This window comes from Nocardioides sp. T5 (assembly GCF_048161455.1).
Taxonomy (GTDB): Bacteria; Actinomycetota; Actinomycetes; order Propionibacteriales; family Nocardioidaceae; genus Nocardioides.
In genome coordinates this window covers 2690216-2716777 of the sequence record NZ_CP182415.1, presented here as the reverse complement: position 1 = coordinate 2716777, position 26562 = coordinate 2690216, and the positions used below count along the sequence as shown (strand labels likewise).

At 72.4% G+C, this 26562-nt stretch carries 28 protein-coding genes; 16 read left to right on the top strand and 12 right to left on the bottom strand.

Features of this window, described 5'->3' with window-relative positions:
- Positions 1 to 70 precede the first annotated feature (70 nt).
- From ACNKF0_RS13260 to ACNKF0_RS13250, 3 genes are all read left to right on the top strand, one after another.
- Entirely contained in the window at positions 71 to 637 is a 567-nt protein-coding gene (locus ACNKF0_RS13260) for a hypothetical protein (RefSeq protein WP_299923441.1), read from the top strand.
- Between the two features lie 50 nt (positions 638 to 687).
- Entirely contained in the window at positions 688 to 1527 is an 840-nt protein-coding gene (locus tag ACNKF0_RS13255) for a PhzF family phenazine biosynthesis protein (protein ID WP_366916420.1), read from the top strand.
- Positions 1528 to 1790: 263 nt separating this feature from the next.
- A complete protein-coding gene (locus tag ACNKF0_RS13250; RefSeq protein WP_299923438.1) occupies positions 1791 to 1979 on the top strand; it encodes a hypothetical protein in 189 nt (62 codons plus the stop codon).
- Positions 1980 to 2117: 138 nt separating this feature from the next.
- On the opposite strand, the gene ACNKF0_RS13245 is transcribed toward ACNKF0_RS13250, so the two are convergent.
- The 4 genes from ACNKF0_RS13245 to ACNKF0_RS13230 all read right to left on the bottom strand — a co-directional run bounded on the left by ACNKF0_RS13245 (position 2118) and on the right by ACNKF0_RS13230 (position 6751).
- Positions 2118 to 3656 carry a Ppx/GppA family phosphatase gene (locus tag ACNKF0_RS13245; protein WP_416952791.1) on the bottom strand — a complete coding sequence of 513 codons (1539 nt, stop codon included), beginning with the start codon at positions 3654 to 3656 and terminating at the stop codon, positions 2118 to 2120.
- Positions 3653 to 5419 carry a SulP family inorganic anion transporter gene (locus ACNKF0_RS13240; RefSeq protein WP_416952789.1) on the bottom strand — a complete coding sequence of 589 codons (1767 nt, stop codon included), beginning with the start codon at positions 5417 to 5419 and terminating at the stop codon, positions 3653 to 3655. Before ACNKF0_RS13240 ends, ACNKF0_RS13245 begins: the two co-directional genes overlap by 4 nt.
- Positions 5420 to 5672: 253 nt before the next feature.
- Entirely contained in the window at positions 5673 to 6083 is a 411-nt protein-coding gene (locus ACNKF0_RS13235) for a DUF4186 domain-containing protein (protein ID WP_416952787.1), read from the bottom strand.
- A 17-nt stretch (positions 6084 to 6100) separates the two neighbouring features.
- On the bottom strand, positions 6101 to 6751 hold the full coding sequence (locus ACNKF0_RS13230) for an SDR family oxidoreductase (protein ID WP_299923427.1): 651 nt from the start codon (positions 6749 to 6751) through the stop codon (positions 6101 to 6103).
- Between the two features lie 50 nt (positions 6752 to 6801).
- Here ACNKF0_RS13230 and ACNKF0_RS13225 point away from each other — a divergent pair, with 50 nt between their 5' ends.
- From ACNKF0_RS13225 to ACNKF0_RS13210, 4 genes are all read left to right on the top strand, one after another.
- Positions 6802 to 7617 (top strand): aminoglycoside phosphotransferase family protein, encoded by an 816-nt coding sequence (locus ACNKF0_RS13225; protein WP_416952785.1) that lies wholly within the window; start codon positions 6802 to 6804, stop codon positions 7615 to 7617.
- Positions 7618 to 7694: 77 nt separating this feature from the next.
- Positions 7695 to 8258, top strand: a complete 564-nt coding sequence (gene efp / locus ACNKF0_RS13220) for an elongation factor P (protein WP_299923420.1) — start codon at positions 7695 to 7697, stop codon at positions 8256 to 8258.
- Positions 8259 to 8264: 6 nt separating this feature from the next.
- A complete protein-coding gene (gene nusB / locus ACNKF0_RS13215; RefSeq protein WP_416952783.1) occupies positions 8265 to 8675 on the top strand; it encodes a transcription antitermination factor NusB in 411 nt (136 codons plus the stop codon).
- Positions 8676 to 8773: 98 nt separating this feature from the next.
- Positions 8774 to 9586, top strand: coding sequence for a DUF1206 domain-containing protein (locus tag ACNKF0_RS13210; protein ID WP_416952781.1), 813 nt, complete (start codon positions 8774 to 8776; stop codon positions 9584 to 9586).
- Positions 9587 to 9596: 10 nt separating this feature from the next.
- Here the strand turns inward: ACNKF0_RS13210 and ACNKF0_RS13205 are convergent, their stop codons facing one another.
- On the bottom strand, positions 9597 to 10322 hold the full coding sequence (locus ACNKF0_RS13205; RefSeq protein ID WP_416952779.1) for a TetR/AcrR family transcriptional regulator: 726 nt from the start codon (positions 10320 to 10322) through the stop codon (positions 9597 to 9599).
- A 54-nt stretch (positions 10323 to 10376) separates the two neighbouring features.
- Between ACNKF0_RS13205 and ACNKF0_RS13200 the strand changes: the two genes are divergently transcribed.
- Entirely contained in the window at positions 10377 to 11237 is an 861-nt protein-coding gene (locus tag ACNKF0_RS13200; RefSeq protein ID WP_416952777.1) for a S1 family peptidase, read from the top strand.
- A gap of 16 nt (positions 11238 to 11253) precedes the next feature.
- On the opposite strand, the gene ACNKF0_RS13195 is transcribed toward ACNKF0_RS13200, so the two are convergent.
- Positions 11254 to 11616, bottom strand: a complete 363-nt coding sequence (locus tag ACNKF0_RS13195; protein WP_416952775.1) for a hypothetical protein — start codon at positions 11614 to 11616, stop codon at positions 11254 to 11256.
- On the bottom strand, positions 11549 to 12772 hold the full coding sequence (locus tag ACNKF0_RS13190) for an ATP-dependent DNA ligase (RefSeq protein WP_416952773.1): 1224 nt from the start codon (positions 12770 to 12772) through the stop codon (positions 11549 to 11551). Before ACNKF0_RS13190 ends, ACNKF0_RS13195 begins: the two co-directional genes overlap by 68 nt.
- Before the next feature lie 60 nt (positions 12773 to 12832).
- Here ACNKF0_RS13190 and ACNKF0_RS13185 point away from each other — a divergent pair, with 60 nt between their 5' ends.
- Together ACNKF0_RS13185 and ACNKF0_RS13180 are read left to right on the top strand one after the other, a co-directional pair.
- Positions 12833 to 13447: an FMN-binding negative transcriptional regulator gene (locus ACNKF0_RS13185; protein ID WP_416952771.1), complete on the top strand. Its 615-nt coding sequence runs from the start codon at positions 12833 to 12835 to the stop codon at positions 13445 to 13447.
- On the top strand, positions 13444 to 14079 hold the full coding sequence (locus ACNKF0_RS13180) for a hypothetical protein (protein WP_416952769.1): 636 nt from the start codon (positions 13444 to 13446) through the stop codon (positions 14077 to 14079). Before ACNKF0_RS13185 ends, ACNKF0_RS13180 begins: the two co-directional genes overlap by 4 nt.
- Here the strand turns inward: ACNKF0_RS13180 and ACNKF0_RS13175 are convergent.
- Together ACNKF0_RS13175 and ACNKF0_RS13170 are read right to left on the bottom strand one after the other, a co-directional pair.
- A complete protein-coding gene (locus ACNKF0_RS13175) occupies positions 14048 to 14998 on the bottom strand; it encodes a class II glutamine amidotransferase (RefSeq protein ID WP_416952767.1) in 951 nt (316 codons plus the stop codon). The two genes, ACNKF0_RS13180 and ACNKF0_RS13175, sit on opposite strands and share 32 nt — an antisense overlap.
- Positions 14999 to 15075: 77 nt before the next feature.
- Complete coding sequence (locus ACNKF0_RS13170; protein ID WP_299923388.1) at positions 15076 to 16092, bottom strand: App1 family protein; 1017 nt, start codon at positions 16090 to 16092, stop codon at positions 15076 to 15078.
- Between the two features lie 241 nt (positions 16093 to 16333).
- Here ACNKF0_RS13170 and ACNKF0_RS13165 point away from each other — a divergent pair, with 241 nt between their 5' ends.
- Positions 16334 to 17110: a transglycosylase family protein gene (locus ACNKF0_RS13165; RefSeq protein ID WP_416952765.1), complete on the top strand. Its 777-nt coding sequence runs from the start codon at positions 16334 to 16336 to the stop codon at positions 17108 to 17110.
- A 75-nt stretch (positions 17111 to 17185) separates the two neighbouring features.
- On the opposite strand, the gene kynA is transcribed toward ACNKF0_RS13165, so the two are convergent.
- On the bottom strand, positions 17186 to 18052 hold the full coding sequence (gene kynA / locus ACNKF0_RS13160) for a tryptophan 2,3-dioxygenase (protein ID WP_416952763.1): 867 nt from the start codon (positions 18050 to 18052) through the stop codon (positions 17186 to 17188).
- 40 nt (positions 18053 to 18092) lie between these two features.
- Here kynA and ACNKF0_RS13155 point away from each other — a divergent pair, with 40 nt between their 5' ends.
- The 3 genes from ACNKF0_RS13155 to ACNKF0_RS13145 all read left to right on the top strand — a co-directional run bounded on the left by ACNKF0_RS13155 (position 18093) and on the right by ACNKF0_RS13145 (position 21684).
- Positions 18093 to 19040, top strand: a complete 948-nt coding sequence (locus ACNKF0_RS13155) for a DNA-3-methyladenine glycosylase family protein (protein ID WP_416952761.1) — start codon at positions 18093 to 18095, stop codon at positions 19038 to 19040.
- An 80-nt stretch (positions 19041 to 19120) separates the two neighbouring features.
- Positions 19121 to 20812 carry an FAD-dependent oxidoreductase gene (locus tag ACNKF0_RS13150; protein ID WP_416952759.1) on the top strand — a complete coding sequence of 564 codons (1692 nt, stop codon included), beginning with the start codon at positions 19121 to 19123 and terminating at the stop codon, positions 20810 to 20812.
- Positions 20809 to 21684 carry a hypothetical protein gene (locus tag ACNKF0_RS13145; protein WP_416952757.1) on the top strand — a complete coding sequence of 292 codons (876 nt, stop codon included), beginning with the start codon at positions 20809 to 20811 and terminating at the stop codon, positions 21682 to 21684. The genes ACNKF0_RS13150 and ACNKF0_RS13145 overlap by 4 nt, the downstream gene beginning before the upstream one ends.
- On the opposite strand, the gene ACNKF0_RS13140 is transcribed toward ACNKF0_RS13145, so the two are convergent.
- The gene (locus ACNKF0_RS13140) at positions 21644 to 22888 is read right to left on the bottom strand and encodes a phospholipase D-like domain-containing protein (RefSeq protein WP_299923370.1); all 1245 of its coding nucleotides are present in this window, start codon (positions 22886 to 22888) and stop codon (positions 21644 to 21646) included. The genes ACNKF0_RS13145 and ACNKF0_RS13140 overlap by 41 nt on opposite strands.
- 62 nt (positions 22889 to 22950) lie before the next feature.
- Between ACNKF0_RS13140 and ACNKF0_RS13135 the strand changes: the two genes are divergently transcribed.
- On the top strand, positions 22951 to 23535 hold the full coding sequence (locus ACNKF0_RS13135) for a dihydrofolate reductase family protein (RefSeq protein WP_299923367.1): 585 nt from the start codon (positions 22951 to 22953) through the stop codon (positions 23533 to 23535).
- 19 nt (positions 23536 to 23554) lie between these two features.
- Here ACNKF0_RS13135 and ACNKF0_RS13130 read toward each other — a convergent pair whose 3' ends face one another.
- Positions 23555 to 24361, bottom strand: coding sequence for a hypothetical protein (locus tag ACNKF0_RS13130; protein ID WP_299923364.1), 807 nt, complete (start codon positions 24359 to 24361; stop codon positions 23555 to 23557).
- A gap of 62 nt (positions 24362 to 24423) precedes the next feature.
- On the opposite strand from ACNKF0_RS13130, the gene uvrB reads away from it, so the two are divergent.
- Positions 24424 to 26553 (top strand): excinuclease ABC subunit UvrB, encoded by a 2130-nt coding sequence (gene uvrB, locus ACNKF0_RS13125; protein ID WP_299923361.1) that lies wholly within the window; start codon positions 24424 to 24426, stop codon positions 26551 to 26553.
- Positions 26554 to 26562: the final 9 nt, after the last annotated feature.

The following is a 26562-nucleotide window of genomic DNA, read 5'->3' as shown; positions in this document are numbered from 1 at the left end:
TCTTCCGCCCGGCCCGCCGGAGGGGGACGATGCACAGCAGGGCGGGACGAGAAGGAAACGGGGGTGTGCCGTGCGCGTGCGCTACGTCCTCTCGGCGCTGGTGGTCGCGGTCGCGACGGGCGTCTTCTGCGTCGGCGTGGTCTCCCGGCTCGCGATGTCCCTGCTCGCCCGCCAGAACCCGCAGGCGCACGGGCTGATCAGCGACGACGGCTTCGAGATGGGCGTCGTCACCCTCGCCGGCTCGGCCAGCCTGGCCGTGGTCGGGATCCCCGTGGGCATCGTCGGGTGGCTGACCTACCTGGTCGCGCGGCCCCTGCTGGTCGGGCCGGCGTGGTTCCAGTGGTTCAGCCTGAGCGTGCCGCCCGGTGTGGTGGCCGCAAGCCTCGTGGTGCACCCGACCGGGGTCGACTTCACCGTCCTGGACCCGCTGTGGCTCGCGGTCGGGCTGTTCGTGGCCGTTCCGGCCGCCTACGGCCCGATCATGCACGCGGTGATGCTCCGTGTGGGTGGTACGCCGCTGGGCCTGGGGCTCGCCGCCCGCGCACCAGCCGTCGCCTGGACCCTGCGCGCCCTGTTCGCCGTCTGGGCGACCGTCGCACTGGTCGCGCTCTGGCGTGACGTCCTCGCCCTGACCTGAGGGCGTCACGCCCGACCCGCACCCGGGTGGGCCTGTGCTTGGATCACCGGGTGCTGCCCTTCCGCCAGGTCGATGTGTTCAGCGCCGAGCCGTGGCTCGGCAACCCGCTCGCCGTCGTGCACGACGCCGACGGCGTCACCGACGAGGAGATGGCCCGCTTCGCGCGCTGGACGAACCTGTCCGAGACCACGTTCCTGTGCACGCCGACCGACCCGGAGGCCGACTACCGCGTGCGGATCTGGACGACCACCGGCGAGCTGCCGTTCGCCGGCCATCCCACCATCGGCAGCGCCCACGCGTGGCTGGAGGCCGGGGGAGTGCCCCGCGGCGACGTGGTGGTGCAGGAGTGCGGCGCCGGGCTCGTCGACGTACGACGCTCGCCGCGGCTCGGCTTCGCGGCCCCGCCGTTGCGTCGATCCGGCCCCGTCGACGCCGACCTGCGGGCACGCGTCGTCCGCGCGCTCGGCGTCACCGACGCGGCGGTCGAGGACGTCGCGTGGATCGACAACGGCCCGGGGTGGGTCGGCGTCGACCTCGGGACGGCGGACGCGGTCCGCGCCGTCGTGCCGGACATCGCCGCCTTCACCGACCTCAAGGTGACCGTCCTGGGGCGGTGGGACACCGCGACCGCAGCCGGGCTCGGTGCCGACGTCGAGGTTCGCGCGTTCTACGCCGACGGCCGGGAGTTCGGGGAGGACCCCGTCACCGGTAGCGCCAACGCCGGGCTCGCGCAGTGGCTGATCGGCACCGGTGCGCTGCCGTCGTCGTACACCTCCCGGCAGGGCAGCGCCATCGGCCGGGAGGGGCGGGTCCGGCTCGAGGCCGTCGACGGCCAGGTGTGGGTGTCCGGCGACGCGGTGACCCGGATCGTCGGCGAGGTCGACCTCTAGCCGACCCAGCCGCGGGTCGAGGGACTCGCCCGACGGTCGGCCAGAGGCACCGAGGGCTGGGTCCGGGATCGAGGGTAGGCGAACCGACGGCCGCTGTCCGCAGAACGTGTGGACCGGTGTGGACCGGTGGTCGCTACACGGCGCACTGCCCGCACGCCTGGCCGACCTCGCGGACTGAGCGGTCCAGACATCCGTAGTAATGCTGATGCGACTGCAGCGATGCCCCGGTCACACTCGAGGTGCGACGACAGGGGAGGAAGACCATGCGAAGCGTCCTGAGCAGGAGCGCCCACGCTGACCAGCTGGAGGCCGAGGTCCGCGACGCCATGTGCTGCGTCCCGACCGACCGGTGCTGGGACTGCCAGGTGAAGCTGGGCGAGGTGCGAGCGGCACGCCGCGACGCGCTGCTCCACACGATCAGCACGGTGCGACCGCGACGGCCCGTCTGGTGATGGTCCGAGACGGCGCGGCCGGCGCCGGCAGCGGGGGACGCGTCCCGCACTCGGTCGCGGCGAGCAGCAGGGACGAGCGGAGCGAGGGCGACCGCGCCGACCCGGCCCTCGACCTCGTGGAACCTCTCGACTCCGTTCCTACGGGTGTTCGGGGGGGCCGAACCTCTCGGCGGTGACGCCGTGCCTCAACCCGCGGTCGCTGACGGTCAGGGCGTCCTGGCCGGTGAGCGTGAGGATCGCGCGGACGACACACGCCCCGGCGAGGATGACCTCGGCCCGGGCCGGCTGCAGGCCGGGGATCTCACGCCGCTCCTCCGCAGGGCGGGTCCGGAACACCTCGATCTGTCGGTCGACCTCGTCCGCGTCGAGGACGGTCGCGTGCACGACGTCCGGGTCGTAACGGTCCAGGCCGTGCATGATGGTTGCCAGGTTGGTGGAGGTGCCTCCCATCGCGATCACCATGTCCGGGCGCGGTCGGTCCGCCAGGTCGGTGAGGTCGGCCGCGATCGCGTCGAGAGCCGTGTCGACGGTCTCCCGGGGCACGGCGGCGGCGAGCCCGAAGCGCTCGGCGAACCGCGCGGCGCCCACGTCGACACTGAACTGCTCGTCGATCCGGTCCGCGCTCCCGAAGGTGAACTGGCTGCTGCCGCCGCCGGAGTCGAACACCAGCAGCCGGTCGCCTGCCAGTGGCAGGGTCGACACGGCGGCCAGGTACGCGAGCCGCGCCTCCTCCCGCCCCGAGATGACCTCCACGGCGACCCCGCAGCGGCGGTGGACGGCCGCCAGGAAGTCGTCCCGGTTCGGTGCCTGTCGTAGGCCTGCGGTGCCCACGGCGACGATGTCGAGCGGACCGCCTCGTCGGGCGTCGTCGACGAGGTCGTGGATGGCGTCGACGGTACGGCCCATCGAGGCGGCGGTCAGCCCACCTGCCGCCACCAGCCCCTCGCCGAGCCTGGTGACCACGGAGGTCTCCATCTCGATCCGCGCGGTGCCGTCGTCGTCGCGGTGACCGAGCGCGAGCTTGACCGAGTTGGTGCCCACGTCGATGACGGCGAACCGCCTCGGTCCCCACCCGAGCATCGACTTGAGGCACCGGGGCAGGCTGGTGTTGCGCCGGTCGCTGAGCCCGAGCCGGTCGATCTCCTTCGACACGAGGTCCGGGTCCGGGGACTCCACGGCGACGGTGCGGACGGTCCGTCCCTCCGCGCTCACCTCGGTGAGCTCGACCATGCAGTCGCCCACGACTGACCGGCGACGACTCTTGCGGATGTCCACGAGGCGCAGGTCGTCACGCGGAGGGACCAGGTCGTCCAGCAGCTGCGCCAGGCTGAGATCAGACGGCGGGGTCTCCGGCAGCGGGGCACCGAGCGCCGCGAAAGCGGCCGCGACCGCCCCGGGCTCGAGGGGGATGGGGGCCTTCATCGTCGGAACCCACAGCTGCAACCCGGCGCCGTTCACCTGCTGCAGCACCTTGACGTCCAGGACGCCGTCCCGCACCTTGACGGAGGCGTCGCCGTACATCGACAGCACGTAGGTCTCGTCGCTCTCGACGGATGCCGCGGCCCGCAGCGGTGCAAGGGTGTCGAGGTCGGCGAGGTCGTCGCCGAACGTGCGCCACTCCCACCGCGGTACGACCTGCGGCGCGGACCGGTGGATCGGGTGGTCGCTCGTGGTCATGGTCTTTCGCCTTCCTCGACGACCCCGGACCCGCTGACCGGGCGATCGGGAACGGCGCGGGTCGTTCCCAACGCGGCCACGGCTCGGTGCACGTTGCCGTGGATGTGATCGGCCCCCAACAGCTCAACCGCACCCTGCCGCTCGAGCACGCGCCGCACCGCCGGCCGGACGGCCGCCAGCCGCAGCTCCACACCCGACGCGTCCGCCATCCGGATCATCTCCGACACCGTCGCCGCCCCTTGCGAGTCGATGAAGTTGACCCCCGCGAAGTGCAGCACCACACCGTCCACCTCGGGGTCGAGCACGGCGACGCGCACCTGGTCGACCAACGCGTCCGCGGTGGCGAAGAAGATTCCGCCGTCCACCCGCAGCACCACGATGCCCGGGGTTGTCTCGTCCTCGGGATGGGTGTCGAGGTCCCGGAACACCTGGGTGCCGGGCTCCCGGCCGAGCGTCGAGACGAGCGGGTGCGTGACGACGTACACCAGCCACACGAGCGACAGCGCGATGCCGATGACGACGCCCGCGAGGATGCCGAGGACGAGGGTTCCGAGGATCGCGGCCGCAGCCACCCAGAAGTCGGCTCTCGACACCCTCCGCAGGCGCCGCATCTCCCCGACGTCCATCATCCCCATGACGACGGCCTCGATGATCAGGGCGGCGAGGACCGGCTTGGGCAACGAGGAGAAGAGCGGTGCGAGGAAGAGGAGCGCCAGGAGGACGGTGACGCCCGACGTCAGCGACGCGAGGCCGGTGCGGGCTCCCGACCGGTCGTTCAGGGAGGTGGCGGAGAGACTCGTGGAGACCGGCATCCCGTGGAGGAGGCCCGCGCCGACGTTGGCCGCCGACTGGGCGACGGACTCCTGGTCGATGTCGACCCGGTAGTGGTGCCTGGCCGCCATGGCGCGGGCATCCCCGGCGGTCTGGGAGAACCCGATCATCACGAGTGCGAAGGCGGCCACGAAGACGGTGCCGGCGTGGTCCACCAGCAGGCTGGGATCGGGCACCTCGAACGACGGCAGCCCGCGCGGGATGTCCCCGACGAGGTCCACCCCCCGGTCCGCGAGGTCGAGCACCCGCGCCGCGACGAGTCCGCCCACGAGCAGCACGAGCGCGCCGGGAACCTGCGGGGCGATCCACCGGAGACCGAAGACGACAGCCAGGGCCACGACGCCGACCGTCACCGTGGCGAGGTGCGCCTGGTCCAGCGTGGACAGCCACGACCACAGCTCCTGGAATGAGGTGTTGCCTTCGGCGTCGGTGCCGGTCAGCTTGGGGAGCTCCCCGATGACGACGTCGATGGCGGCACCGAAGAGGAATCCGGTGACCACGGCCCGGGACAGGAACTGGGACAACCACCCCATGCGGAACACCGCGAGCGCGAGGAAGAGCAGTCCGGTCGTCAGCGTGATGCCAGCCACGAGGGTGGCCGCGTCGGCGGGGTCGGTCACGCTCGCCGCCAGCACGGCGCCGCCGGCGACGGCCGCCAGACCCGAGCTGGGACCCATCGAGATCTGACGGCAGGTGCCGAACAGGGCGTAGAGGATCGTCCCGGCGGCGGCGGCATAGAGCCCGCTCTCGAGCGGCACCCCGGCGATCTCGGCGTAGCCGAGGTTCTTGGGGATGATCAGCGCCGCGACCACGACCCCGGCGACGAGGTCACCGCGCAGCCATCCCCCCTGGTAGTGGCGCAGCTGGTCGAGGATCGGCAGGAAGCGGAGCGCCGACCTCCGCGGGGAAGCCGTGGCGCTGTCGGGGGGCACAGCCGCGCTCATGAGAAATCGACCGGGCGGTTCACTCGGGCCCGACGGCCGGTCCCGCGCCCGACTCCCGCCCCTGGACGTCCGCAGCCATCCGTGGCTCCCTTCGTTGACGGGACGTCGCGCCGCCACGACACCGTCCGAACACTTTCCAGCGCCGCGCGGTGCTGGAGATCACCCGGAGTGTGTGACGTGCGGCCGCGGCCGCGACCCGGGAGCGCTGACCGGTCGCCGAGGCGCGGACGCACGCCACATCTCACGATCGGCGTGAGGGGGAGCTCCCGGAGTCTCGACCTTCGATGGAGGACGCCAGCTCGCGGTCGATCCAGCGCCCGATGACCTCGACCACGTAGGCCCGCTCGTCGCGGTCGAGCAGATGTCCTCTCGCGATGCCGTGCCACGTCTCCAGGCAGCTGCGGCAGCAGGTCGCGGTGGCGTGCTGAGCCACGAAGACGGGGTGGTTGCGGTACGGGGTCTGCCGGCCGTCATTCCGCGGCGCGGCCGGCGCCAGCCGCTCGGCGATGATCTCGGCGGCGTGAGCCCGCATGGTCTGCGGTCCGCGCAGCTCAGCCGTGGCCCGCTCGCGCCCGCGCAGGTGGAAACGCAGACCGAACGGTCGCGCCGTGGCGCGGTCGATCCGGTCATCGATCTCGGCGGGCTCGGACACGCAGCGCACCTGGTGCGTCAGAGAGAGGCGAGCCAGTCCTCGATCGGGACGTCGCCGTCACCGAAGACGAGGGTCTTGCGGTGGGCGCGCGGGTCGGCCAGCACCGCGAGCGCGACCTGGGCGACGAGCTCGCGCGAGGTCGTGTCACCGTCGCCGGAGCGGGCGTCGGGGTTGACCGAGCCGCGTCCGGGCTCGAGCGTCAGGCTTCCCGGGCCGAGGATCGTCCAGTCGAGGCCGGACGCGCGCAGGTGCTCGTCGGCGGCGATCTTGGCGTCCTGGTAGGCGCGGAAGGGGTTGTCCTCCGGCACCAGGTTGTCGTGGTCGGCCCCGGAGAACGAGACCATGACGTAGCGACCGGCGCCGGCGGTCTGCGCCGCGTCCATCGACCGGATCGCGGCGTCGCGATCGACCGCGAAGGTCCGCTCGGGGTCGCCGCCCCCGGCGCCCGCCGACCAGACGACCGCGTCCTGGCCGGACAGCACGTCGGCCAGCGCGTGGACGTCGGCGTCCTCCACCGAGGAGACCAGCGCGGTCGCGCCCGTGGCCTCGACGTCCGCGACGTGCTCGGGGTTGCGGATGACCGACGTGACCTCGTGTCCCGCCTCCACGAGCATGGGCGCGAGGAGGAGAGCGATCTTGCCGTGTCCGCCGATGATGGTGACTCGCATGGTGTCGACGCTACAAGGGGCAGGGTTGGCCGGCGGTTAGGTTGGCGCAGGTGCAGTCCTCGACCCACGACCTGACCATCGGTGCCACGGAGGTCCGCAAGGCCTTCGTCGACGACCACGAGCCGCAGGCCGAGCGCGAGTGGGCCTGCCTCACGCTCCTCGCCGAGCACGCGCCCGGGCTCGCACCGCGCCCGGTGCGCCGCGAGGACGGCACGACGCCGGTCATCGTGATGGAGCGACTGCCCGGCGCGCACCTCGCGTCCCGTCCGCTGACGGCCGACCAGACCGTGGCCCTCGGCACGGCGCTGCGCCGGCTGTACGACGTACCGGTGGAGGCCGTGCACGACGCGGGCATCGGCCCGCGGCGCGGCGGAGCCACCGCCCTGCCGGACGTGCTCGTCGAGTGGCTTGCCGACGACCACGACCTGGGGGAGTGCCGCGACCCGGGGCTGGTCGCGGACGCGCTGGCCCGCGCCCGGGCGTACGTCGCCGCCCCGCCGCTCCCGGAGCCGCGCACCACGGTGCTCGGCATCGCCGACCTCAACCCGGCCAACGTGCTGTGGGACGGGCGCACGGTCCGGCTGGTCGACTTCGAGGACGGCGGACTCAGCGACCCGGCGTACGAGCTCGCCGACCACGTCGAGCACGTCGGCAGCCGCCTGCCCGGGGTGTACGACGCCCGGGCACTGGCCGACGCGGTCGGGCTCGACGACGGGGACCGCGCCCGGACGGCCGCCTACCGGCCGCTGTGGGCGGCGTTCTGGCTCGCGATGCTGCTGCCGGGCAACGGTGGGTGGCGGCGCAACCCGCCGGGCACGACCGAGGAGCAGGCCGCGCATTTCATGGCTCTCGCGGGCCACGACTAGACTTGCGCGTCGGCGCGGGGCCACGGCCACGCCGCCCGCACTTTCTTTGACAACTCGACGAAGGCGGAAAGACTCACATGGCAACCACCAACGACCTCAAGAACGGCATGGTCCTCAAGATCGAGGGTCAGCTCTGGTCCGTCGTCGAGTTCCAGCACGTGAAGCCCGGCAAGGGCCCGGCCTTCGTCCGCACCAAGCTCCGCAACGTCGAGTCGGGCAAGAACGTCGACAAGACCTTCAACGCCGGCACCAAGGTCGAGACGGCCAACGTCGACAAGCGCACCATGCAGTACCTCTACAACGACGGCTCGTCCTACGTCTTCATGGACACCAGCACCTACGAGCAGCTCGAGGTCACCCCCGAGGTGGTCGGCGACGCCAAGAACTTCATGCTCGAGAACCAGGAGGCCATCGTGGCCACCAACGAGGGTCGCGTGCTCTTCATCGAGCTCCCCGCCTCCGTCGAGCTGCTGATCGCCGAGACCGAGCCGGGCCTGCAGGGCGACCGCTCGACCGGCGGCACCAAGCCCGCCACGCTCGAGACCGGCCACACCATCGCGGTGCCGCTCTTCATCACCTCCGGCGAGAAGGTCAAGGTCGACACCCGCGACTCGTCCTACCTCGGCCGCGTCAAGGCCTGACACCAGGTGGCTGCCCGCTCCAAGGCGCGCAAGCGCGCGCTGGACATCCTGTTCGCCTCCGAGCTCCGCTCGGAGGACCCCGTGGTCGCGCTCGAGCGCGCCATCGAGGCCGGCGAGGGCCCGACCAACGACTACACCACGACGCTGGTGCGGGGCGTGGTCGAGCACCGTGCGCGCATCGACGAGGTGCTGACGACCTACAGCAAGGGCTGGACGCTGGCCCGGATGCCCGCGGTCGACCGCAACGTGCTCCGCATCGGCGTCTTCGAGCTGCTGTGGGGCGACGACGACGTGCCCGACACCGTGGCCGTGAGCGAGGCGCTGCACCTCGTGCAGGACCTCTCGACCGACGACTCGCCGGCCTTCGTCAACGGCTTGCTCGGCTCCGTCCAGCGCGACCGCGCCAGTCTGGTCTGACCGTGTCCGGGGCCGCCCTGAGGGGCGGTCCGGACCGGCCTCACCCGCAGGGGTCAGCCGGCTCGCGGCGGCAGCGCCCGAGGACCTAGGTTGACCCCATGAACGCCTCCACCTCCGCCGCAGAGCAGGCCCACCACAGCGACTGGATGGACCACGCGATCCGCGCCGGGCTGGTGGCGTACGGCGTCGTGCACCTCCTGGTCGGCTGGCTCGCGCTGCAGCTGGCCTTCGGCGAGAAGGAGGACAGCGCCTCCAACTCCGGCGCGCTGCACTACCTCGCGCAGCAGCCCATGGGCGGCGTGCTGGTGTGGATGATCGCCGTCGGCATGCTCTTCCTCGTCGTGTGGCGGCTGCTGGAGTTCGGCTTCGGGTTCCGCGACGAGTCCGACGACAAGAAGCGGTGGCGCAAGCGGGCCACCTCGCTCGGCAAGGCCGTGATCTACGGCGCGATCGGCTGGAGCGCCGTGCAGACCGCCACCTCCTCGGGCGGCGGCAAGGGTGGCACGGACTCGACGACGGCGAAGATCATGGACCTCCCCGGCGGTCAGCTGATCGTCGGTGCGATCGGGCTCGCGATCATCGGCTACGGCATCTCGCTCGTCGTCCGCGGGTGGACCGAGAAGTTCCGCGAGCACCTCGACGCGCAGGGCCAGGCCGGCCAGGACGGCTCGGCCTACGTCCTGATGGGCAAGATCGGCTACATCGCCAAGGGCGTCGCGATCATCATCGTGGGCGGCCTGTTCGGCTACGCCGCGATCACCCACGAGGCGAAGAAGTCGGGCGGCCTCGACCAGGCCCTGCAGACGGTGCTCGAGCAGCCCTTCGGGCCGGTGATGCTGACCGCGATCGCGCTTGGCATCGGCGCCTACGGCGTCTTCTGCTTCGCGCGCGCCAAGCACCTCTCGCGCTAGCGACCTCGCCCTAGCGACCCCGGCCGGGGCTCCCCGCGCTCGCCGGTGCCCCGGCGGCGACGGCGAGGGCCGAGGCGACCATGTGGTCGCGCACCTGCTCGACGGTGACCCGGCTGATCCGCGGCACCCCCGGCTCGTCCTCGGAGACCAGCATCGCGACCCGGCCGAGCTGCAGGGTGCCGAGGCCGCTGGCGTAGAGCATGTTGGCCAGCAGGCCGGGGTCGTCGACGTGGAAGTCGCCGCTCTCCACGCCGGCCGTGATCGTCCGGGTGAGCACCGACAGGCAGCCGCTGATGGCCTGCCCGAGGCGATACATCGCGCTCTCGCTGACCTCCTCGAGCAGGTCGCCCCCGGGGCGCCGCATGATCGCCTGGGCGCAGTCGACGAACGCCGGGTGGGCCAGGCCGTAGTCGACGAACGCCTCCACGAGGCGGACCAGCTGGTCGCGCGGCTCGCTCGTGGCCGCGGCCGCCTGCTCCAGCGCCAGCCGCAGCTCGTCGAGGTACTGCACCAGCGTGAGGCTGAAGAGCTCCTCCTTGCCGGTGAAGTGGCGGTAGATGATGGCGCGGTTGATGCCGACCGCCCCGGCGATGTCCTCGATCTGGGCGTCGCGGACGCCACGCTCGTCGAAGAGGCGGCGCGTCGCGGAGATGATCTCCGCCTCGCGCAACCGGCGCCGCGTGGCCGCGGTGCCACCCCGTCCGGGTCCGGGCGCGTGGGTCGGCTCGGTGCTCATGGCAGCCAGTCTAGGTACGTCGTCGCGCGACGCCGGGTGTGGTTCGATGCCGGGGTGCTGCTTGCCACCGCCCGTCGTGCCGCGCTCGTGCCGCTCGTCGTCGCCGTCGTCGTCACCGTGCTCGTCTCCGTCGTCGGCGCGCTGGTCGCAGCCCCCACCGCCTCGGCCGCCACGGACGGTGGCCGGTTCGCCGGGACCGTCCGGCTGCCCGGCTGCTCCGGGTCGGTCGTGCGGTGGCCGGCGGCCCTCGACTCCGACCGCGCGGTCGTCCTGACCAACGGCCACTGCGTCCGCCGGCCGTTCCTCGGCGCCCGCGAGGTGCTGGTCGGGGACAAGCGGTGGACGCGGGTCGAGCTGCTCGACGGCCTCGGCAGGGTCGCCCGGGTGGGGCGCGCCGTACGGCTGCAGTACGCCACGATGTACCGCACCGACGTGGCCGTCCTGCGGCTGCGTGACACGTACGCCGACCTGGCCCGGGCAGGCGTGGCGCCGCTGACGCTGGCCGCCGAGGGTCCGTCGCGCGGGGACCGGATCCGGATCCCGTCCGGCTACTGGACCGAGCAGCGGGCCTGCACGACCACGGGCACGGCGTACCGCCTGCACGAGCGGATGTGGGACTGGTGGAGCTCGATCCGGTTGCCGGTGCGCGACGGGTGCGCGATCCGGGGCGGCTACTCCGGCTCGCCGATCGTCTCCCGGCAGACCGGGCTCGTCGTGGGGATCGCCAACACCGGCTATGCCGGGGGTCGGCGCTGCATCGACTCCGCGTGCGAGGAGAACCGGCGCGGGCGGGTGGTCATGCGCCGGGACATGAACTACGGCCAGCAGACGTCGTGGTTGCTCGGCTGCCTCGATGCCGGCCGGACCTTCGACCTCGACGTGCCCGGGTGCCGGCTGCCGAAGCCTCGCCGCTGAGCGCTGCGATCGCGCTTCACGTCGTGACGTGCGCGCGGACCGCCTCGATCGTGTCGGCCTCGGACGGCCCCTTGTCGTCGCGGTAGCGCAGGACCCGGGCGAATCGCAGCGCGACGCCGCCGGGGTAGCGGGTGGAGCGCTGGAGCCCGTCGAAGGCGATCTCCACCACCTGCTCCGGCCGGACGTGGACGACATAGCTGTCGCGATGCGTCTCCAGCGCGAGGAAGCGCTCGGTCTGCCACGCCAGCATCTCGTCGGTCATCCCCTTGAAGGTCTTGCCGAGCATCACGAAGCCGGTCTCCGAGGACTCGTCACGCGCGCCGAGGTGGATGTTGGAGAGCCAGCCCTCGCGCCGTCCGGACCCCCACTCGACGGCCAAGACGACGAGGTTCGAGGGTGTGGCGCGGCTTGACCTTGACCCACGCCGCGCCGCGGCGGCCGGCGGCGTAGGGGGCTGACAGGTCCTTGAGGACGACACCCTCGTGCCCGGCGGCGACGGTCTCGGACGCGAAGGCGTCGGCGGCCTCCGGGTCGGCCGTGACGAGGCGGCGTACGCGGTGGGGCTCGGGGACCAGCGCGTCGAGCGCGGCGAGGCGCTCGTGGCCGGGGGAGTCGAGCAGGTCGCGGCCGTCGACGTGGAGCAGGTCGAAGAAGTGGGGCGTCACCGCGACGCCTGAGTCCTGAGCGGTGCGGCTCGCGGTGTCCTGGAAGGCCATCGGGCGGCCGTCGTCGGACAGCGCGAGTGCCTCGCCGTCCAGGACGAAGCGCTCCGCTGGCAGCGAGCGGGCGACCTCGACGACCTCGGGCAGCCGCCCGGTGATGTCGTCGAGGCTGCGGGTCACCACGAGGACGTCGTCGCCGTCGCGGTGGACCTGGATGCGGATGCCGTCGAGCTTGGCGTCGATCGCGACCTCGGTCGCGCCGTCGGGGGACAGGCCCGCCATCGCGGCCGCGACGTCGGGTGCGCTGGAGGCGAGCATCGGCATGATCGGACGCCCGACCTCGAGCCCGATCGCGGCCAGCGCCTCCTCGCCCGCGAACGCCGCCCCGGCGGCCGCGACGGTGGAGCCGGCGAGCATCGCCGCACGGCGCACGGCGGCGAGCGGGACGCCTGCCACCTGGGCCACCGCTTCCTGGGTGACCGCGTCGAGAGCGCCCTGGCGCACGTTGCCGGTGACGATGGCGCGCAGCCACGCCTGCTCGGCCTCCGTCGCTCGGCCGAAGAGGTCGGCGACGGCGTCCTTGCGGGCCAGCTGCGAGCCGGCGCCCGAGAGCCGCGACATCGCCTCGAACCCCTCGTGGACCTGCAGCACGGTCAGCGACGGCTCGTCGGCGGCGCCGGGGAGGGCGCTCACCCCGCGCCAGCCCAGGCCGGTGCGCCGCTGGCGCAGCGCGCCGCCGAGGTAGGACACGACCACCTCGAGCTCCCCGGGCTCGACGCGCGCCAGCAGCTCGGCGAGCGCGGCCACCTTGGCCTTGCGGGAGCGGGTGGCGGCCACGGCGGCGGAGGTGGCGACGAGCTCGGCGAGCAGCATGCGCCCATCCTGCCGCCCGGCACCGACAGCGGTGCCACCCGAACGGGCAGGATGGTGCCCGTGCCCGACCCCCAGCTCTACGTGCCCCGGTTCAACGTGATGGACCCCGACGAGGTCCGCCCGTTCGTGCACGCGGTCGCGGCGGCGCAGCTGGTCACGGTCGGTGACGACGGCGTCCCCGACGCGACGTTCCTGCCGGTGCTGTGGGAGGGCGACCGGCTCGTCGGACACCTGGCGCGCGCCAACGCCCACTGGCGGCGCATCGCCGCCGGGTCGCCCGCGCTGGCGATCGTCACCGGTCCCGACACCTACGTCTCGCCGTCCTGGTACGCCACGAAGTCCGAGCACGGCAAGGTGGTCCCGACCTGGAACTACTCGGTCGTGCACCTCCGCGGGCGCGTCACGGTGCACGACGACCCCGCCTGGGTGCGCGGGCTGGTCACCCGGCTGACCGATCGCCACGAGCAGTCCCGCGCCGAGCCGTGGGCGGTCACGGACGCGCCTGCCGACTACGTCGAGAAGAACCTCCGACCCATCGTCGGTGTCGAGGTGGTCGTCTCGTCGGTCGAGGCCAAGGCCAAGCTCAGCCAGAACCGCTCCGACGAGGACCGCGCCGGCGTCGCCGCCGGGCTCGCCGCGGACGGGCGTGAGCCGGACGGGCTCGTCGCTCCGTGACCCGGGTCCGCGAACGCTTCACCGGCCGCATCGCGGGCGTGGGCAGCACCAGCGGCGTACGCGTCGTCGTCGGCCGCTGGGACGGCTCTCCCTGGGGCGCCTTCGCCGACGTGATGGTCGAGGACGCGTCGGGACACCGGGTGCTGCTCGCGCCGTCGGAACGGGTGCGGGACTTCGTCGCGGCGACCTACACCTTCGACGAGCACGTCATCGAGCCGGTGGCGGTCGACGACACCGCCGACGGCTGGCAGGTGTCGACGCCGTCGCTGTCGCTGCGGCTGGTGGTCGGCGGTCGTACGCCGCTGGGCGCGCTGCTCGGCCTCGTGCCGGACCGCGTGGCGACCGCGCCCGCCTGGTGCGCCGCCGTCGACCCCGTCGCGCGCGTCGTGCTGAGCGGCGTACGCACGCGCGGGACCGCCGGCAACGACCGCCGGGAGTGGTACGGCGCCACGTCGGTGTCGGCCGTCACGGCCCTCGAGGGCTCGTGGCGGGGGAGCGGCATGGGCTCGCTCGCCCCCGTCGACCCGCCCTGCCGGTTCGGGTTCTCCAGCACCCCGAGGCGGCCGTCGGTGACGAGCGTGGTGACGACGGTCGAGCGCCCTAGACCTGCAGCTTCTCGACCCTCCGGATGACGTGCTCGCCCTTCCTCTCGAGGAACACGATCTCGCCGAAGTCGACGTGCGACCACCCGTCCTCGTCGTCGGTCAGGGCCTCGGAGGCGAAGATGGCGGCCGTCGCCTCCGCCTCGTCGCACGACGTGAAGTCGTAGGAGGTGTCGTCCGACTCCGCGCGGCGACCGACGAGCAGGTACATCGGCTCGAGGAGCATCGAGAGGGCGTAGTCGTCGGTGCCGGGGTCGGACTTCCGCAGCTCCTTCCAGTCCCCGGCCGGGTCGGTCTCGCCGTGGTGCCCGAGACCGACGTTGACACCGATGATCCGGTTGGGCGACACCAGGGCCATCTTCATCTTGGTCAGGGCAGGGAGGTCGAGGTCCTTCATCGCCCGGGCGACGAGTCCGACCATCTCCTCGATCGCGCGCTGGACGTCCTCGTCGCTGTCACCGTCGAGCAGGGAGAGCAGGAGCGCGTAGAGGAACTCCGTGTCGGTCGTGCCCCGCATCTGCTTCAGGTACCGGTCCTCGCAGTGCTGCAGCAGCTCCCGCTGCAGGAGCATCCAGTTGGGCAGGTCGCCGTTCTGGGCCAGGATCCATGGGGTCTCGTCGAAGGAGAAGGGGTGGCAGTTCTCGTCGACCATGACGACCTTCGAGTCATAGGACGCCGCCCGCACGTGGCCGAGCATCGTGCTCGCCTGCAGGCTCGGGATGATGCGGGTGGCGTTGTCGTCGTAGAACGCGGCCATGGGCCGGCGGTAGACGAACGGATCCTCCGGCTTGAGCAGGTGCTCGCTCCACAGACCGAACCCCCATCCCGCCAGCTGGAGGTCCGGGTAGTGCTCGGGGTCGAGGGCCTGGTTGACCAGGCTGTTCGACGGGGTGAGCAGCAGGTTCTCGAGCGGCGTCTCAGGCCCGATGTAGGCGAGCACTCGGCACATGTGGTTCCTTCACTGACGGGAGGACGTGCCGCGGTCGGCGTCCCAGAGCGTCGCCACCCTACGGGCGAGCCGGTTCGTCAGAGCAGCCCGAGTCCCCGCGCGTGCCGTCGTACGGCGTCGGTGTCGGCAGCCAGCACGAACGGGACGTCGGCAGCCCACGCGTCGGCCACCTTCTCCACGCGCCCGTCGCCCGGGTCGAGCCGCACCTCGCGGATGTAGACCGCGAGGACCCGGCCGGGGTGCTCGCGCACGATGTCGGCGTAGATCTCGGGGTCGTGCTCACCGGAGTCGCCGATCAGGACGAAGGACAGGTCCGGGTGGAGGTCGAGGACCTCCCGGATGCGGTCGTGCTTCTGCTCGCGCCCGCGCCAGGTGCCGAGCAGGTCGCGCAGCAGGACCGGGCCGAGGGGGAAGCCACGGTGCCGCAGGAAGCCGACCAGGAACGAGTGCAGGTTCCAGGGGCTGGACGAGACGTAGAAGACCGGGTTCACGCCGGCGGCGAGGTCGCGGTAGAGCGCCGCCGCACCGGGGAACGGCGTACGGGTGAGGGAGGAGCCGGTGAAGGTCTGGAGGATCATCCGCCCCACCCGCTGGACGCCGGTCTGCAGGATCGTGTCGTCGACGTCCGAGACGATCCCGAACCGCGCGTCGGCCGACGGGACCCGCACCTCGACGGGCGCCGGGTGCCGTCCTGTCACGCCCCGGTACTCCTCGCGGAGCTCGACGGTCCCCCGTGCCCACGGGCTCGGGACGGCCTCGGTCGACGGCACCCTGACCAGGAAGTAGCCGTCGGCATCGGTGACCGCCTCGACACTCGCACCGCCAAGCGTGACCAGGAGGGGGACACCGGGCAGCTCGTCGGTCAGGAAGTGGCGCATGGTGCGACGTACCGCGTCCCCGACGCCCTCCCCGTCGACGGCCTCGGAGGCCATCGGGTTGTCGAGCACGCGACCTCGTACGACGGCTCCCGCAGGCCCGCCGTGACCGATGTAGGGCTCGATGCGGAAGTGCGCCGGCGTCCCCGATCGACGACGGCGCAGGCGGGCGCCGTCCCAGGCGCGTTCCAGCGAGACGAGCAACCGTTGGGCGTTCACGGGGCCACCGTAGGCGGGCCCGGATCGGCGGCGACGGCCGGGTGAACTCGCTCACACCGCCTCGCAGGGACCGCGCCGCCGCGTCGGCTCGGGATTCGACATGTCCTCGCGATCGTGTTCTGGTGGATGAGCCGCAGGCAGTGCTCCCCGTCGTGGACGGGCGCCTCCCATCGCGAGGTGATGCATGCCGCGGCCCGTCGCCCCCAACCCCCCCCCGTGAGGTCTGAAGCACGTGTCTGTCGTGTCCCCCCGTTCCCTGTCCGCCGGTCTCGCCGCAGCCGCTCTCGCGCTGACCCTCGTCCCCGGCAGCGCTGCTGCCGAGGAGTCGCGCGAGGCCGTCGGCGTACGCCTCAAGGTGGCGGACCAGCCGCCCGTCGAGGTCGCGACCGTCCCGCGCGCGTGGCCCGGCCAGCTCCTCGAGACGCACGGCGTCCCGGTCGACGGCAACGACCTGGTCGACGTCGTCCGCGACGGTCGTGAGGTCTCGGGCAAGCGCAAGCGCCTGCGCCAGGGCGACGTCGTACGCCTGACCGACGTCGTCAAGAAGCGCAAGACCAAGCGCGTGCGCGTCCGGCCCCGCACCGTCGAGGTCGCCACGACCAAGCTGAAGCCCGGCCGTCGCAAGGTCGTGCGCGAGGGCCGGCCCGGCGTCCGCGAGGTCGTCGCGGTGAAGACCCTCCACAACGGGGAGCCGGCGAAGTACCGCGTGGTCAAGCGCAAGCTCGTGAAGGACCCGCGCCCGCGTCGGGTGCTGGTGGGCCGCAAGGCGTACGCCGTCACCGGCGCGAACGGGCTCAACTGGGGCGCCCTCGCCAACTGCGAGTCCGGCGGCAACCCGAAGGCGGTCAACCCGGCCGGCTACTACGGGCTCTACCAGTTCGACCTCGGCACCTGGCGCAGCGTCGGCGGCTCCGGCGTCCCGACCGCCGCCTCGGCCGGCGAGCAGACCTACCGCGCCAAGCTGCTCTACAAGCAGCGCGGCCGCTCGCCGTGGCCCCACTGCGGCCGCCTGCTCTGAGCTGACCCCCTCACGTCGGGGAACCGTCGGGCTGTCGATCGTGCTGATCGGCAGCCCGATCGTTCCCCAGCCCGGCTACTGCCCGATGCGCGTGCGCACCTCGTAGAGCTCGGGGAAGAACGTCAGGTCGAGCGCCCGGCGCAGGAAGTCGACGCCGGACGACCCTCCCGTGCCCGTCTTGTGGCCGATGACCCGCTGTACGACCTGGAGGTGGCGGAAGCGCCACTGCTGGAAGGCGTCCTCGACGTCGACGAGCTCCTCGCACGTCTCGTAGACCCCCCAGTGCTCGGCCGGCGCGGCGTAGACCGTGGCGAAGAGGTCGACGAGGTCGGTGTCGGTGGTGTGCGGCAGGGTCCAGTCACGGTCGAGCAGCCGCTGCGGGACGGCGTACCCCTGGCGTGAGAGGTGGGCCAGGAACTCGTCGTAGAGGGACGGCTCGTGCAGCAGCTCGTCGAGCACCGAGCGAGCGGCCTCGTCGTGGGAGAAGACCTTGACCATGTCGGCGTTCTTGTTGCCGAGCAGGAACTCGACCTCGCGGTACTGGTGGGACTGGAAGCCCGAGCTGGTGGCCAGGAACGGCCGGATCTCGGCGTACTCCGAGGGCGTCAGCGTCGCGAGCACCGACCACTGGTCGGTGAGGGTGTGCTGGATGTGCTTGACGCGCGCCAGGCGCTTGAGCGCGGGGGAGAGGTCGTCGGCACGCAGCAGCGCGCGGGCCGAGCGCAGCTCGTGGATCATCAGCTTGAGCCAGAGCTCGCTCGTCTGGTGCTGGACGATGAAGAGCAGCTCGTCGTGCTGCGGCGGGTCGGACAGCGGCTGCTGCGCCGACAGCAGGACGTCGAGGCGCAGGTAGTCGCCGTAGGACATCGACTGCGAGAAGTCCTTCTGGATGCCTTCTTCGAGGTCGCGCGTGTTCGGTGTGTCGGCCGGTCCCTGTCCCATGGGCTGCAAGGTAGTCGGTGCCCTCGTCTACCGTCGCCCCATGGCCACCGCGACCAGCCCTGAGGCAGGGGGGCGCACCCGCACCTGGGTGCCCGACTGGCCGTGCGCTCCTGCGCAGGTGCTGCGCCCGCAGCGCCGCGGGGCCGGCGACCCCACCCAGCGCCACGAGGAGTCCGGCCGCATCTGGCGCGCCATGCGTACGCCGGTGGGGCCGGCGTCGCTGTGCGTGCAGCCGCGGCCGTCTGCCGGCGAGGTCCTCGGCCGGGCGTGGGGGCCGGGCGCGGAGTGGGCGCTCGACCGGATGCCCGCGCTGCTGGGCGCCGAGGACGACCCGACCGGCTTCGAGCCGCACCACCACCCCGAGGTCGCCGAGGGGTGGCGCACCCACCAACACTGGCGCATCGGCCGCACCGGGCTGGTGATGGAGTCCCTGGTGCCCTCGATCCTCGAGCAGAAGGTGACGGGCAAGCAGGCGTTCGGCTCCTTCCGCGAGCTCGTCCGACGCCACGGCGAGCCCGCGCCCGGGCCCGTCGCCCCGCTGCGCCTGATGCTGCAGCCGACGCCCGGGACGATCGCCGCGATCCCGTCGTGGGAGTGGCTGCGCCTCGGCGTCCAGCCGGCCCAGTCCCGCACGATGGTGACCGCCTGCCGGCTGGCGTCGTCGCTCGAGCGCGTGAGCGAGGTGTCCGGTGAGGAGGCCGAGCGGCGGCTCTGCTCGATCCGCGGCATCGGGGTGTGGACGAGCGCGGAGGTGCGCCAGCGAGCGCTGGGCGACCCCGACGCGGTCAGCTTCGGCGACTACCACCTCGCCAACTGGGTGGGCTGGGCGCTCGTCGGCCACGACATCAGCGACGAGGAGATGGGCGAGCTGCTCGAGCCCTACCGGCCCCAGCGCGGCCGGGCCGCCGCGATGGCGATGGCCGGCGGCCGGCACCGCCCGCGGCGCGGCCCGCGGATGAGCATCCCGACCCACCTCCCGACCCGCTGACGGGCGTTCCCGGACGCGGTCCAGACCCCCCAGAAATGGTGTCGCCGCCCGTCACGGCCGGGAGTAGCGTCGAGGCGGACGTGAGGCTGAGGGAGGCCGACATGGGCGACGTCGATCCTGTCCTGCTGCTCGCCACGACCGACGAGGCGTCGAGGGACGTCCTGGGGTCGGAGCTGCGGGGGAGGTACGGGGGCGACTACGAGGTGGTCGTCTGCGCGACCTACGAGCACGCCCGGGCGGTGCTCGAGGGGCTGCGCCGGTGGGGACGGCAGGTGGCGCTGGTGGTCGCCTGCTACGGCCCCGACGACCGAGGCGGGCTCGACTTCCTGCGCCGCGCCTACTCCCTCCACCCGTCGGCCAAGCGGGCCGTCGCCGGGATCTGGGGCGACTTCGCCAGCACCCGCGAGGTCTTCATTGCGATCGGCCATGGGCACGCCGAGCTCGTCCTGCTCCGCCCCGAGCGCCGGCGCGACGAGGAGTTCCACGGCACCATCACCGATGCGCTCGACGACTGGCACCTCGCCCAGGGCATCGGCTTCGAGGCGGTGCGGATGATCGGCGAGCAGCGTGACGAGCGCACCCACGCCCTGCGCGACCAGTTCGGCCGCAACCACATCCCCGTCGGCTTCCACCAGGTCGGCACCGAGTCGGCCAACCGGCTGCTCGCCGGCCTGGGGCTGACCGAACCCGAGCTGCCCGTGCTCCAGCTCGCCTTCACCAACCCGCCGACCACGCTCGTGGCGCCCACCGACCTCGAGATCGCCGACGCCTTCGGGCTGATGAGCCCCCTGTCGCCCGAGCACGTGTACGACGTCGTCGTGGTGGGCGCGGGCCCGAGCGGGCTCGCCGCCGCCGTCTACGCCTCCTCGGAAGGACTGTCGACGATGGTGGTCGAGCAGTCGGCGGTGGGCGGCCAGGCGGGCACCTCGTCGCTGATCCGCAACTACCCCGGCTTCTCGCGGGGCGTCAGCGGGGCCCACCTGGCGTGGCGCTCGTTCCAGCAGGCGTGGTCGTTCGGCAGCGAGTTCTCCTTCCTCCGCGAGGTCCAGGCGCTCGGCGCCGACGGCGATCTCCGCACGGTCTCGATGTCGGACGGCAGCGTCGTCCGCACCCGCAGCGTGGTGATCGCCACCGGCGTCGACTACCGCCGTCTCGACGTCCCGGCGCTGGAGGGCCTCGTCGGTCGCGGGGTCTTCTACGGCGCGGCCGTCGCCGAGGCGCCGTCGATGGCCGGGATGGAGGTCTACGTCATCGGGGGTGGCAACTCGGCCGGGCAGGCAGCCCTCCACCTGGCCCGCTACGCCCGCCACGTCACCCTGCTGGTGCGGGGGGCGTCGCTCGCGGCGAGCATGTCGGACTACCTCATCGCCCAGCTCGACGCGACCCGCAACGTCGGCATCCGCTACGGCACGGCGGTGCTCGACGGGCGGGAGGAGGACGGGTGCCTGGCCGCGCTGACGCTGGGGGAGCAGCACAGCGGTCCGGGCGGGGGCGAGGAGGTGACCGCCGGCGGACTCTTCGTGCTCATCGGCTCGGTGCCCCGCACCCAGTGGCTGCCCGCCGAGATCGTGCGCGACCAGGCCGGCTTCGTCGTCACGGGCGAGGACGGGCGACTGCCGCAGGAGACGACCATGACGGGCGTCTTCGCCATCGGCGACGTGCGCGCCGGGTCGGTCAAGCGGGTCGCGACGGCGGTCGGGGACGGTGCGAGCGTCATCGCCACGCTCCACGGCTACCTGGCGGCGCACCCGCAGGCGACCTCGACCCCATGAGCCGACGCCACGCCGGGGCCGGGGCGCCGGTGACACGCGGGATGCGGGTGCTCCTCGTCGTCGCGGCCGTGCTCGTCTTCCTCGCGGGCTTCCAGCTCACGGTCTTCGCGACCCGCACGGCGGAGTGGTTCTCGTGGACCATCGACGTGCCGATGACGGCCGTCTTCCTCGGCGCGGCCTACTGGTCCAGCGCCGTGCTCGAGGTGGCCGGAGCACGCTCGCGGACGTGGAGCCGCGCGCGGCTGACCGTGTGGCCGGTGCTCGTCTTCACGGTCCTCACGCTCGTCGTGACGCTGGTGCACCTCGACAAGTTCCACCTCGGCGCCGAGCACCCCGCCAGCGCCCGTGGCGTCGCGTGGGGCTGGCTGGCCATCTACGCCGGAGTACCGCTGGCCATGGTGGTGGGCCTGGCCCTGCAGGCGCGGGCCACGGGCGCGCCGACGGACGCGGACGACGTACGACGCCTCCCCGCCGCCCTGCGCGGGCTGCTCGTCGGCCTGGCGGTCCTGCTGCTCGTCGCCGGGGTCGCACTGCTGCTGGCGCCCGGATGGGCCGCCGAGGCCTGGGCCTGGCCGCTCACGCCGCTGACGGCCCGCGCCGTCGGCGCCTGGCTCGTGGGGCTGGGGCTGGGCTGGGCCGCGGGCCAGGCGGCCCTCGTCGACGACGCAGCGTCCGTGCGCCCCGTCGGGCTCACCGGCGCGGCGTTCGTGGTGCTGGAGGCGGTGGCCCTGCTCCGGTACGGCGACGCGCTGGACTGGTCGGGCTGGCAGGCGGCGGCGTACGTCGCCGGGCTCGTGTGGATCGCGCTCGTCTCCGCCTGGATCCTCGCGCTCAGAGCAGGGGGCGCAGGGGCGCGAGGAAGCTCTCGGTGAACTTCCGGTTGAGGTCGCGCGCCTCCCACTCGGCGAGGGTCAGCTCGAGGCAGTTGGACTCGTCGTTGGCGAAGACCTCCTCCATCACCGCCGCGAAGTCGGGGTCGATGACCTCGAGGTTGATCTCGTAGTTGCCCTGGAGGCTGAGCCGGTCGATGTTGGCGGTGCCGACGGTCGACCAGCTGCCGTCGACGGTGGCGGTCTTGGCGTGCACCATGGCGTCCTTGAACCGCAGGATCCGCGCGCCGGACGTGAGCAGCTGGCCGTAGTAGCCGCGGGAGATCCAGTCGGCCACGATGTGGTTGGACTTCAGCGGCAGCAGGATCCGCACGTCGACACCGCGGCGCGCCGCCTCGCACAGCGCGTCGACGAAGTCCTGGTCGGGCAGGAAGTACGCCGTCGTCAGCCAGATGTTGCGGGTGGCGCGGGCGATGGCCTCGAGGTACATGCTGCGGATCGGGAAGTTCCACTGCCGCGGGATGTTCTTGTGCACCCGGATCTGCGGATCCCAGTCGGACGCGGTCTCGACCAGGAGGGGGCGGTCGTCGCGCCGCAGCCGGTGGCGGCGGTTGAGGTTCCAGAAGTCGGCGAAGGCACGCTTGAGGTCCCACACGCCGGGTCCGGTGATCCGGACGTGGGTGTCGCGCCACTCGGTCGCGTAGGCCGAGCCGATGTTGTAGCCACCGAGGAAGGCGACCTCCTCGTCGACGACGAGCATCTTGCGGTGGTTGCGGCCGTAGCGGCGCAGGTCCCAGACGCGGAAGCCCGCCGTGTAGACCGGGTAGCGCAGCACCTTGAGGGACGGCGGGAAGCGCTTGAAGGCCGGGGAGACGACCATGTTGGCGAAGCCGTCGTAGATGCAGTGGACGTCGACCCCGCGGTCGGCGGCGGCGGCGAGGGCGGTCTTGAACTTCCACCCGATGTCGTCGCCCTTCCAGATGTAGGTCTCGAAGAGGATCTGCTTCTTGGCGCCGTCGATCGCGGCGAGCATGTCGTCGTAGAGGTCACGGCCGAAGGTGTACGTCGTGATCTCGCCGTCGCCGACGGGCACCGTGCCGGGGCCGGTGACGGGGAACGGCTTGGGTCGTTTGCCGCGCCGGCGGTAGGAGTCGACCAGCGAGAGCGCCACCGCGACGGTGAGCTGGAGACCGACGAGCGCGAGCAGGGTGCGCCGGACGGCTGTCAGCGTGCGGGCGACGGTCACGGGGTCAATGTAGCGATGGACCCCAGTCGGGGTGACCGCGGCGCGGCTGGCAGCATGCGGGGATGCGCCGCCTCGTCTACCTGGTCGCCGTCACCCTCGACGGGTTCATCGCCGGTCCCGACGGTGGGGACCCCACCGGTTCCGACTTCTTCCCGGTGACCCCCGACCTCGTGGAGCACCTGGTCGGGTCCTGGCCCGAGACGCTGCCCGGGCCGGCGCGCGAGGCGATGGGGATCACCGCTCCGGGCGCCCACTTCGACACCGTGGTGGAGGGGAGGGCGTCGTACGACGTCGGGCTGGCAGCGGGCCTCGTCGACGCCTACCCGCACCTGCGGCACCTCGTCGTCTCGCGGTCGCTCGCCGGCAGGTCCGACCTGCCGGTCGAGGTCGTCTCCGGCGACCCGGTCGCCCGGGTCCGGGAGCTGAAGGCCGAGGACGGGCTCGACATCTGGCTCGTGGGCGGGGGCACGCTCGCGCACACGCTGCTGCCCGAGATCGACCGGCTCGTGCTCAAGGTCAACCCGTCCGTGATCGGCGACGGCCGCCGCTTGTTCGCCGGCCCGTTCGCCCACGCCCGCTTCGAGCCGGTCGACCAGGTCGACCTGACCGGCGGCGTGCGCGTCGTCACGCTCGACCGGGTGCGCTGACCCCGGCTCAGGCTCAGACTCAGGCCAGGTCGAGAGCGGCGTAGCGGGCGACGTCGCACGGCTGGTCGGCCAGCACCCGGAAGAGCGCGGCCCGCAGCATCGCCTGGCGCCGGGCACCCGCGCGCCACTCGTCGAGAGCCTCGGCCCGGCCCCCGTGCCACAGCACGGCGTCGAGCACGCAGACCGCCTCGGCCCAGAGCGGCGAGCGCCAGGCGGGGGAGAGGTCGATGACGAACGGCGCCCCGGTGGCGTCGAGCAGCACGTTGCCCGCGAGGTCGGCGTGGACCAGCTGCTCGCGACCGAGGTCGGTGTGGTCGAGGCCCGCCACGAGGGCGCCGACGAGCCCGGCGAGGCCCGGCTCGGGACGATCCCCGGCGGCCGCGTCGGCGGCGTCGGCGTCGTACGCCTGCCGCTCGGCCACCGCCCACTGGTCGGTGCGTGCATCGAGTACGGCGGGCCGCTCGGGGACCGCGCTCGCGAGGTGGGCGTGCAGCAGGTGGGCGGTGGCCCGCAGCGTCGCGAGGTCGCGGCAGGGCGTCGTACCCGGCTCGAAGCGGGTGGCCGACCACCCCTCGACAACGAGGCTCCCGTCACGCGCCGGCACCGGCAGCGCGAGCCGGAGCGAGCGGGGCGACTGCTCGTCGAGGCGGACGGCGAGCCGCGCCTGGATCGGAGCCAGCCAGGCCTCGGAGGCGTCGTGACCCGGTGAGAGCGCCAGGTCGCCGGCGCGCCACGTCGTGCCACGGCCGCCCGGGAGGGGCTCGAGCACACCCTCGGCGACGAACAGGTCGAGCACGCGGTCGGGTGGGGCGGCGTCCGAGACCATGCCCGTGAGCGTAGGGCGCCAGCGAGGGAGTCGCTGTCGGTGGCCCCGCGTACGCTCGACGCATGCGTCCAGTCACCGATCTCCAGCGCCGGGTGGCCCCCTTCAAGGTGGTGTCCGACTACGAGCCCTCCGGCGACCAGCCGGCGGCGATCAAGGAGATCGTCGGCCGCCTCCAGGGCGGCGAGCAGGACGTCGTGCTCCTCGGCGCGACCGGCACCGGCAAGACCGCGACGGTCGCGTGGGTGGCCGAGCAGGTCCAGCGGCCGGTGCTCGTGCTCCAGCCCAACAAGACGCTGGCTGCGCAGTTCGCCAACGAGCTGCGCCAGCTCTTCCCCGACAACGCGGTGGAGTACTTCGTCTCCTACTACGACTACTACCAGCCCGAGGCCTACGTCCCCCAGACCGACACCTACATCGAGAAGGACTCCTCGATCAACGAGGAGGTCGAGCGGCTGCGCCACAGCGCGACCAACAGCCTGCTCACCCGCCGCGACACGATCGTGGTCTCGACGGTGTCGTGCATCTACGGCCTCGGCACTCCGCAGGAGTACGTCGACCGGATGCTGCGGCTCAAGGTCGGCGAGGAGCACGACCGCGACTCGGTGCTGCGCCGGCTCGTGGAGATCCAGTACACCCGCAACGACATGTCGTTCACCCGCGGCACGTTCCGGGTGCGGGGTGACACCCTCGAGATCTTCCCGGTCTACGAGGAGCTCGCGATCCGCATCGAGTTCTTCGGCGACGAGATCGAGCGGCTGATGACGCTGCACCCGATCACGGGCGAGGTCATCTCCGAGGACACCGAGCTCCACGTCTTCCCGGCCACCCACTACGTCGCCGGCCCGGAGCGGATGGAGAAGGCGATCACGGGCATCGAGCTCGAGCTCGCCGACCAGCTCGCCGCGTTCGAGAAGCAGGGCAAGCTGCTCGAGGCGCAGCGGCTGCGGATGCGCACGACCTACGACGTCGAGATGATGCGCCAGGTCGGCTCGTGCTCGGGCATCGAGAACTACTCGATGCACATGGACGGCCGCAAGCCCGGCAGTGCGCCCAACACGCTCCTCGACTACTTCCCGGAGGACTTCGTCCTCGTCGTCGACGAGTCCCACGTCGCCGTCCCGCAGATCGGCGGCATGTACGAGGGCGACATGTCGCGCAAGCGCAACCTCGTCGACCACGGCTTCCGGCTGCCGAGCGCCATGGACAACCGTCCGCTCCGCTGGGACGAGTTCGTCGACCGGATCGGCCAGACCGTCTACCTGTCGGCCACCCCCGGCAACTACGAGCTCGACCGCGTCGGCGGCGTCGACAACACGGTCCAGCAGATCATCCGCCCGACCGGCCTGGTCGACCCCGAGGTCGTGGTCAAGCCGACCAAGGGACAGATCGACGACCTGATCCACGAGATCCGCACCCGCGCGGACAAGAACGAGCGCGTCCTGGTCACCACGCTGACCAAGAAGATGTCCGAGGACCTCACCGACTACCTCCTCGACGCCGGCATCCGCACCCGCTACCTCCACTCCGAGGTCGACACGCTCCGGCGCATCGAGCTGCTGCGAGAGCTGCGCATGGGCGAGTACGACGTCCTGGTCGGCATCAACCTCCTCCGCGAGGGCCTCGACCTGCCCGAGGTGTCGCTGGTGGCGATCCTCGACGCCGACAAGGAGGGCTTCCTGCGCTCCGACAAGTCGCTGATCCAGACGATCGGCCGCGCGGCGCGCAACGTGTCGGGCCAGGTCCACATGTACGCCGACAAGATCACGCCCTCGATGGAGGCCGCGATCGGCGAGACCAACCGTCGTCGTGCCATCCAGGTCGCCTACAACAAGGAGCGGGGGATCGACCCCCAGCCGCTGCGCAAGAAGATCGCCGACATCACCGAGATGCTCGCCCGCGAGGACGAGACGACCCAGGAGCTGCTCAAGACCTGGGCCGACGTCGGCCAGAAGGGCCGCGCCGGCGGCGTGAAGGCCGGCAAGTCGCCGACGCCCGCGCTGTCGAAGATCCACCACGAGGCGCCCGACACCGCCGGCATCCCGAGCAGCGACCTCGCCGAGCTCATCCAGGAGCTCACCGAGCAGATGAAGCACGCCGCCGCCGAGCTCCAGTTCGAGGTGGCGGCGCGGCTGCGCGACGAGGTCAACGACCTCAAGAAGGAGCTCCGCCAGATGATGGAAGCGACGAAGTGAGGAGAGGGC